The organism is Gemmatimonas sp. (assembly GCF_041689975.1).
Taxonomy (GTDB): domain Bacteria; phylum Gemmatimonadota; class Gemmatimonadetes; order Gemmatimonadales; family Gemmatimonadaceae; genus Gemmatimonas.
Genome location: NZ_JBDNFF010000195.1, coordinates 1 through 6505 on the forward strand (window position 1 = coordinate 1; position 6505 = coordinate 6505).

The 6505-nt window shown below is 62.1% G+C and carries 11 protein-coding genes; 3 read left to right on the forward strand and 8 right to left on the reverse strand.

The window, feature by feature from the left end; genetic code table 11:
* From ACESNG_RS12260 to ACESNG_RS12275, 4 genes are all read right to left on the reverse strand, one after another.
* The coding region (locus tag ACESNG_RS12260; RefSeq protein ID WP_373069183.1) for a hypothetical protein at positions 1–196 on the reverse strand (196 nt) is incomplete at its 3' end.
* A gap of 257 nt (positions 197–453) precedes the next feature.
* Positions 454–711 (reverse strand): hypothetical protein, encoded by a 258-nt coding sequence (locus tag ACESNG_RS12265; RefSeq protein ID WP_373069185.1) that lies wholly within the window; start codon positions 709–711, stop codon positions 454–456.
* On the reverse strand, positions 708–1040 hold the full coding sequence (locus ACESNG_RS12270) for a hypothetical protein (RefSeq protein WP_373069187.1): 333 nt from the start codon (positions 1038–1040) through the stop codon (positions 708–710). The genes ACESNG_RS12265 and ACESNG_RS12270 overlap by 4 nt, the downstream gene beginning before the upstream one ends.
* A gap of 200 nt (positions 1041–1240) precedes the next feature.
* On the reverse strand, positions 1241–1744 hold the full coding sequence (locus tag ACESNG_RS12275) for a hypothetical protein (RefSeq protein WP_373069189.1): 504 nt from the start codon (positions 1742–1744) through the stop codon (positions 1241–1243).
* 79 nt (positions 1745–1823) lie between these two features.
* Here ACESNG_RS12275 and ACESNG_RS12280 point away from each other — a divergent pair, with 79 nt between their 5' ends.
* Positions 1824–2216, forward strand: a complete 393-nt coding sequence (locus ACESNG_RS12280; RefSeq protein WP_373069191.1) for a hypothetical protein — start codon at positions 1824–1826, stop codon at positions 2214–2216.
* Complete coding sequence (locus tag ACESNG_RS12285) at positions 2216–2353, forward strand: hypothetical protein (protein ID WP_373069193.1); 138 nt, start codon at positions 2216–2218, stop codon at positions 2351–2353. The genes ACESNG_RS12280 and ACESNG_RS12285 overlap by 1 nt, the downstream gene beginning before the upstream one ends.
* A gap of 680 nt (positions 2354–3033) precedes the next feature.
* Here ACESNG_RS12285 and ACESNG_RS12290 read toward each other — a convergent pair.
* The 4 genes from ACESNG_RS12290 to ACESNG_RS12305 form a co-directional block, all read right to left on the reverse strand.
* On the reverse strand, positions 3034–3522 hold the full coding sequence (locus ACESNG_RS12290; RefSeq protein WP_373069195.1) for a putative immunity protein: 489 nt from the start codon (positions 3520–3522) through the stop codon (positions 3034–3036).
* 97 nt (positions 3523–3619) lie between these two features.
* Positions 3620–4855 (reverse strand): DnaB-like helicase C-terminal domain-containing protein, encoded by a 1236-nt coding sequence (locus ACESNG_RS12295; protein WP_373069197.1) that lies wholly within the window; start codon positions 4853–4855, stop codon positions 3620–3622.
* Positions 4852–5661: a hypothetical protein gene (locus ACESNG_RS12300; protein ID WP_373069199.1), complete on the reverse strand. Its 810-nt coding sequence runs from the start codon at positions 5659–5661 to the stop codon at positions 4852–4854. The genes ACESNG_RS12295 and ACESNG_RS12300 overlap by 4 nt, the downstream gene beginning before the upstream one ends.
* Positions 5658–5933: a hypothetical protein gene (locus ACESNG_RS12305; protein WP_373069201.1), complete on the reverse strand. Its 276-nt coding sequence runs from the start codon at positions 5931–5933 to the stop codon at positions 5658–5660. Before ACESNG_RS12305 ends, ACESNG_RS12300 begins: the two co-directional genes overlap by 4 nt.
* A gap of 419 nt (positions 5934–6352) precedes the next feature.
* Between ACESNG_RS12305 and ACESNG_RS12310 the strand changes: the two genes are divergently transcribed.
* Entirely contained in the window at positions 6353–6499 is a 147-nt protein-coding gene (locus tag ACESNG_RS12310; protein ID WP_373069203.1) for a hypothetical protein, read from the forward strand.
* Positions 6500–6505: the final 6 nt, after the last annotated feature.

Here is a 6505-nt window from a genome sequence, read left to right on the forward strand (position 1 = left end):
CGAGCTCCCACACGATCGTGGCGCCCCGGTCATCGCCTTGCACGAGCCGTACAGCGGCTGTGTGTGCATACGTGACCGCTTTACGCCACTCGTGACGAGCGGGTTCGCAGTTGTCGATGAGCCATGGGATGGACGCATCGTAGATCTCGACGTCTGACGCCTGGATCTTGGTGGTTGCTTTCATGGTGTTTGCCATGTTGGTGTTTCTCCTTTGTGCTCACCGGTTCCCCGGTGCCTCCGGCATTGTCGCCTTCGGCCCGTCCCGCACTCAGCCAGGTGACCTTCTAGGCGCGTCACGGTCATGAAAGGTCCGTGCTCACCGTTCCCGCAGCCGGCGCCGTTGGCGACCAGACTGCTTCGAGGTCCCGTGTGCGGCGAGGGTGCGCCGCGACTGGTGGGGTTGGTTGGTGCCGGCGACACTGTCGAAGGTGGCGCCGGCGGACGGTGTGACCGTCAGTACTTGTAGAGCTCCGTTTCGAGTTCGGCGATGCGTGCCTCCTGCTCGCGTACCTTGGCGATGAGGCGGAGAGCGTTGGCCGGCAGTGCGGCCATTGCGGCTCGCAGCTCGTCGAACCCTGGATTACGTTGCCCGGCTTGCCAAGTTTCGATGTCCCCGAAGTACTGCTCGTACTCGTATCCGGCGACTTCGTACGGGTTGTCGTTCAGCTTCTGGACGTTGGCCGCCAAGTGCTCGAGCTCGATGGCGGTCACAATGTCACCGACCGATCCGACAGGTCGAGGTCTGAGCCGCAGAACGTCTCGAACGCAGATGGCTCGTCGAACTCGACCGGGCCGACCGTCGGCTCTGCGGTTTCCCGGTCAGCGGTATGGCGGGCCAAGATGCGCGACTCGATGCTCAGCTGCGTTGAGGCTGCTTCGAGCGCTGCGAGATCGAGCGGCGTCTCACGGGACAGGTCGGTGATGTCGAGCAAAAGGTTGCGGACGGCGACCGTGTGGATGCGGATTGCTGCATCAAGCACGTACAAGCGGATTGTCAGCTGCTGTGTGCGGGCCTGACGGGGGAGTGACGAAGTGTTCATGTGGGCCTCCTGGGCTATGTGGCTGGTGGGGATTCACCGGCACATAAAAGACCGTTACGAACACATCCGTAAACGCCCGCTGCTTGGCACACATTTGTAAAGATTTATTTGAGAGCTCCCAGACATACGCTTTCAAGGTGACCGCAGCCCTGCATGCGCCCGCTGTAACCCGCGGCCGTGTGCAGGGCCGTACTACGACGTCACACGATGAGAAGTGCCGCCTCAATCCACTGATCCCACGCGAGCTCCTCAGCCGACATCATCTTGACGGCCGCCGCCTGCTGCTCCGGACTGCACCGCCCCCACATCGCCAGCTGCTCAACTGTCCGCAGCGGGCGCGGGTTGCCATGATTGCGTGCCTCGTGCTGTGCCGCCTCAATAACCGGATGCCGCACACCTGACGTGCGAAGCGATCGGCACGCATTCACGTACCGCCGCGAGTCGACTTCCCAGATCGCCTCTTGGAGCGCATCCAGCTGTGTCCGACGCTTCGATTTCGCAGGCTCTGCTTTCGACGCCTTACGCACCAACTGCTGCGCCGTTCCCCTATAGTCGTTCCGGTGATGGTTGGCGGCTGTCGTCAGGCCGAGCTCATCAAGGCGGACAGCAGTGACTGACAGCAGGAAAGGGCGCAGCGTCGGGTACTCGTCACCGTCGAGAGCCGGATCAGATGACATATTCACGAGCTCCATGTCGGACATCATGTCTCATCGGCACAGTGCCAGGCCGACGTGAGCCGGCATTCCGAGTGCGCCGAAGCCGACGGTCGGCACAGTCACCGACATGGACGACGACACGGACGAGATCGAAGAGCACGCCCGCCGACTCGCCGAATGGTGCAGCATCACCGACCGCATCATCGGGCACGACGAAGCACTCGCCACCTTCCTCAACCCGAGAGCCAACGAGCTGCTCCCGGTGTACTGCGCGGTGGCGATGGGCAGGCTCGCCAGGCACCTCGAAGCTGGTCTCGCCCACTGGTCTGAAGGGACCGGCGACTACGACGTCGCCAGTCACGAACTCCATTTGGCTGCTCTCACAATGACCGAGGTCGCCGACATAGTCCGAGAGCAGCCGCTCATCAACTGGCTGGTACTCGGGTCCGACGCAATCTTCGCGGTCACCGACGACCTACGCACCCGTATCGGCCGGTCGCCTACAGACGAGCCGTTCTGATGGGGCAGGTCGTACGCATCTGTGCGCTCATCGTGATACTTGCCGCCGTCATCCGGGTACAGCAAGGCTACGACGTGTGCGAAATCATCGACGACCCGAAGATCTTGTGGCCGACCGACCTTGCCATCCGACAGTGACCACAAACCAATGAGTGATGGGTGACGGCGATGGTCTCATCATCGCCGTCACCCATCAACGTCACGCCACTTCGTCCCGCACAAAAAGTGGCATCTGCTGGATGCCACCCATCAACGTGTCAGGTAGCGGCTCACCGGGATGAGTGGCCTCCCACTCGGAGAAAAGCACCCATCTGTGCGGACCTGTGCCCGACGGTACTGTCTTGGTGCGGGCCATCAGGTCGCATGCCATCTGCGTCCGATACCGAGCCGCTCACGGTCGGCTCGTGACAGCCTCGACCCCTCGGCCCGAGCCCACTCATCCAACGCTTCGCTCAGCCTTGACTTCGGCCAATCTCTCATGCTCTTCTCCCTTGCTGACAGCCCCCGGTGTTGGGGGCATACGAGCGAAGGTGACCGCGGCAGATCGGGTTGCATACGCCGATTCGCGCTGTCAGTGACAAGTCGATTGCGGCCGTTTACGCTCCGCGCGCACCCAACCCTGTGAGCTGGTACGACGCGAAACCGCTGGGCGCGAAAATAAATGTTGCCGGGTGCCACCGGCTCACAAACCCGCCCATCACGCCCCCCGCGACACTAGGGGAGTGCTAGCGGGCGAGGTGGCTGACGGTGACCGTCAGGACGTGCGACGCGCTACGGGGCACACAGAGGCCCTAGACGCTACTGTGAGCGCACACACCTCAGATGACGTCAAGGAGTGTGGCTGCGTCGATCGCGTCAATCACTACCCAGCCGTCTGCTAGTAGTTGGCGGATGATGGTGTGGTCGGTGTCGGGTGTGAGCCGGTCGAGTAACAGACCCACCGGGTCACAAAAGCCAAACGTGCCGGCGTGCCCGGCGGCGTAGGAGGCCCATGAGTCGTAGCCGACGGCAAAGGCGGCATGGGCGGCGTACCAGGCGGCGGTGGCGGCGGTGGCGGCGCTGAGGGCGCTGATGCGGCAGGCGGCGGCGTCGCGGGCTGCGTACCCGGCGACCTGGGCGACGTCGGCGGTAATACTGCACGGGTTGTCACACCAGGCACGCGCAGCCGCAACAGCATCAGCAGGGCGCGTGTCGTACGGGAACACGGCAACCCAAACCGGTAGGACTGCCTCTGCGCAATCCGCCGCCCACCTGACCACCAGCTGTTGATTCAAGCCGTCAAGTTGCGCCTTCAGGATGACACTCATGACATCACCGCCCGGTCGAGTTGCACACCGACACTCCGTTTGTTATCCAACGTGCGAAAACGGTAGCGTCGAAGGTGCGGAAATGGTAGCGCAGCCATCACGCACCGTCCTCTTCGCTCGCACGGAGATCCATCATCTCATCCCAAGCATCGTCGGCATCCGATGACTCGATCTCGACGACGTCGATCACAGGCGCATCCGCCGAACCGGCCGGCAACGCCTTCGTAACTTCGTACCGTGCCTCAGCGAGCACATCGAAGCTGGCGAGCAACGCAGCCAGCTTCGAGCCGCCAGCAATCTGACGAGCAGTCTTCGCAGGCGCAGCAGACCATCGTGCGTTCGTACCGAGAGCACGAGCAACAAACCTTTGCCGCCCACCATCGAACATGACGCCGATGTCAGCGAGGGGTACGTGACGGCCCTTCAGGATGAGGATCTCACCATGCTTGGAGGTGTTGTCCAAGAACTTCGGGTCGCCGACACCAGCGAACTCGTTCGGAAGCTGCTTAGGCACCCACGGCACAAGCACACAGTCCGCTTTGTGTGTGATACCACGTGACCCACGCACCGACGACAAATCCGGCTTCTTCGAGCCTTCGTCACGGCGGTCGTTCAACTGGTGAGCGATCACCATCGTGATGTGGTACTTCTTTGCGACAGCCTGCAAATACATGACCTGCCATTCGAGCATCTCGTGTGATGCCTGATTTGATGGCGGCGCCGGCAGATGCGGGTACAGGCGCCAGAAATCGTCGGACGCCCGTGATGGGGCGATGTGCCCGAGCTGGTCGATGATGACAGCGAGATGACGCTGCTCACCTTGCGACTGAGCCCACGCCCCGATGATGGCGGCGAGCTGCTCAACCCGAGGATGAACAATCCCGTCATTCAAATCAAGGGTCAAGCCGTCCATTGTGACCAGGGCGTCCCGGACTGTCTGCGGTACCGTCCCGGACTCGAACCCGGTACGAAGCTCACGGACATTTTCCGACGAGATGTTTGCCATCACACGGTTCGTAATGTCACGCACCTCGTCCTCTAGAGACAGCATGTACGTCGGTACCTGCGTAGCGAACGACGCCGCCGCCTGAGCACAAAGGGTCGTCTTGCCGTCCCCGGACCCACCGGCGATGACAATCACATGACCAGGCTCCAGCTCCCCACGCAAAGCGGTATCAAGCTGTGCGATACCGGTCTGCAACCCGATGAGGTCCGGGTACTCGGTGCGTAGCTCAGTGACCGCCAACGCTTCACGGGCAACGTCACCAGCACGACGCCACATTGCTTCGATCGGGCGACGCCCGGCCGGTGTCGAAATCACAATGTCACTCATGACGACGCCCCTGAGGCCCGGCTCTTCGCAACTTTCGTGATGTACTTCAACGCCGGCACACCCGGCTCAAGGTCCGGCTTCGAAGCGACGTCATTCAGCGCCCACAGCACAGGACCGGGACCAGTCTGCTTCGCCAACCGGAACAAACCAGTGAGCTCCGCACCGACAATCATCGTGTCGCACCAGTAGCCAGCCGCATGAGCAATGACAGCGTTCCTCAAGAACCCGGCCATGTCCTTCGAGGCGACACCCGCAGCAGTAGCAGAAGCAACCGCACCAGGTATCAGATCGATGACAGCGAGGTAGCCGGCGATAGTGCCGTCCGAATCCTCACACTCCTCGATGAACGCCCCATGAGCTTCCTGCATCGGTGTGAGTGGCTTCACGACAACCGGCGCCGGTGTGACCAGCTCCACGACATCGGAGGCGACAGGCAAAGATGCACGGTCACGGTCACGCTTCGCTGCTTGGCGGCTGCGGTTGCCTGCACGCTGCGTCAGCAGAGACTCATGGATCCGGTCCGCACCGTAAATGACGTACACGTCACCTTCGAGGCTCAACGAACCGATCTTGCACAGCTCGGCGAGCAGAGGTTTGAGCACGTCGGCAGGTTGGCGGATGTGGCTCTCCAGGTACGTGATGCGTGACGGGACTGACACAATCTCACCAGCCGCACACGCAAGACACAGCAGCTTGTGCCAGAGGCCTTGAGCGGCAAGCGACGCCTCAGAGATACGACCGAACATCACACCATTCACATCGGTCGGGTACCAGCCGATGCCCTTGGTTTGCACTTTGAGACTCATGACTGGACCCCGCAGACGATCATTGACAACGACCACAAAGGGTTGGTGAGCTCGAGCTCGACGGCGAGATGGCCGACTGCCGGGCGGGTGTAGGTGAGAGCTCCGGACGTCACAGCTTCTTCGATGGCGAGCCGGAACGTGCGGAGTGCGTAACCGGTCATCTCGAGCAGCTCGACGTCAGTGGTGGTGACCTGGGTGCCTCCGTCGCCGAGTGCGAGAAGGACCGCAGCGAGCTGGATGAGCCTCGGTGGTGGGGTGGTTGGGCGCAACATTGTGATCTCCTGTGCCGGGGGTTAGGAAGTTGCCGGCCCAGTTCACAATGCGAGCGTCGTCCTGGAATGCAAGTAGGTTGCACAAAAATGTTTGAGGGGGCCGGGCGTTGCGCGCCCCAGCCCCCTCGTGCGGACTTCCACTCCGCGCTGTCGACCGTACCTGCGGCGACCATCAACGCAACAGGGACAGAACATTCGACGACTTCGGCGGGCCGTCAGGCTCGCTAAAGTATTCTCTTGTCTACTCTTGTCTACTCTGCGGCGTGACGTGTGTGTGACAGGCCGTGACTCACAGCGCGTCACGCGTGACACCTTGTGACTAACGCGTGACAACAGGCCACCGAAACCAACGCGCCCGGGCAGGGCCGTATCGCATCACGCGTGACACCGTGCGATCTGCGCGCCCACCTGACACAGTGATGTATGTGATTCCGACGTCTGAGATCTTCGCTGCGGCTCGGGCCCGGCCGGGGGCGGATGAGCGGATCGCTGCACTGAAAGCGGAGATGGTCCGCCGGCTCGATGAGTACGACGCTGCACACGACACAGAGCGCGACGACGACTGACCTCCG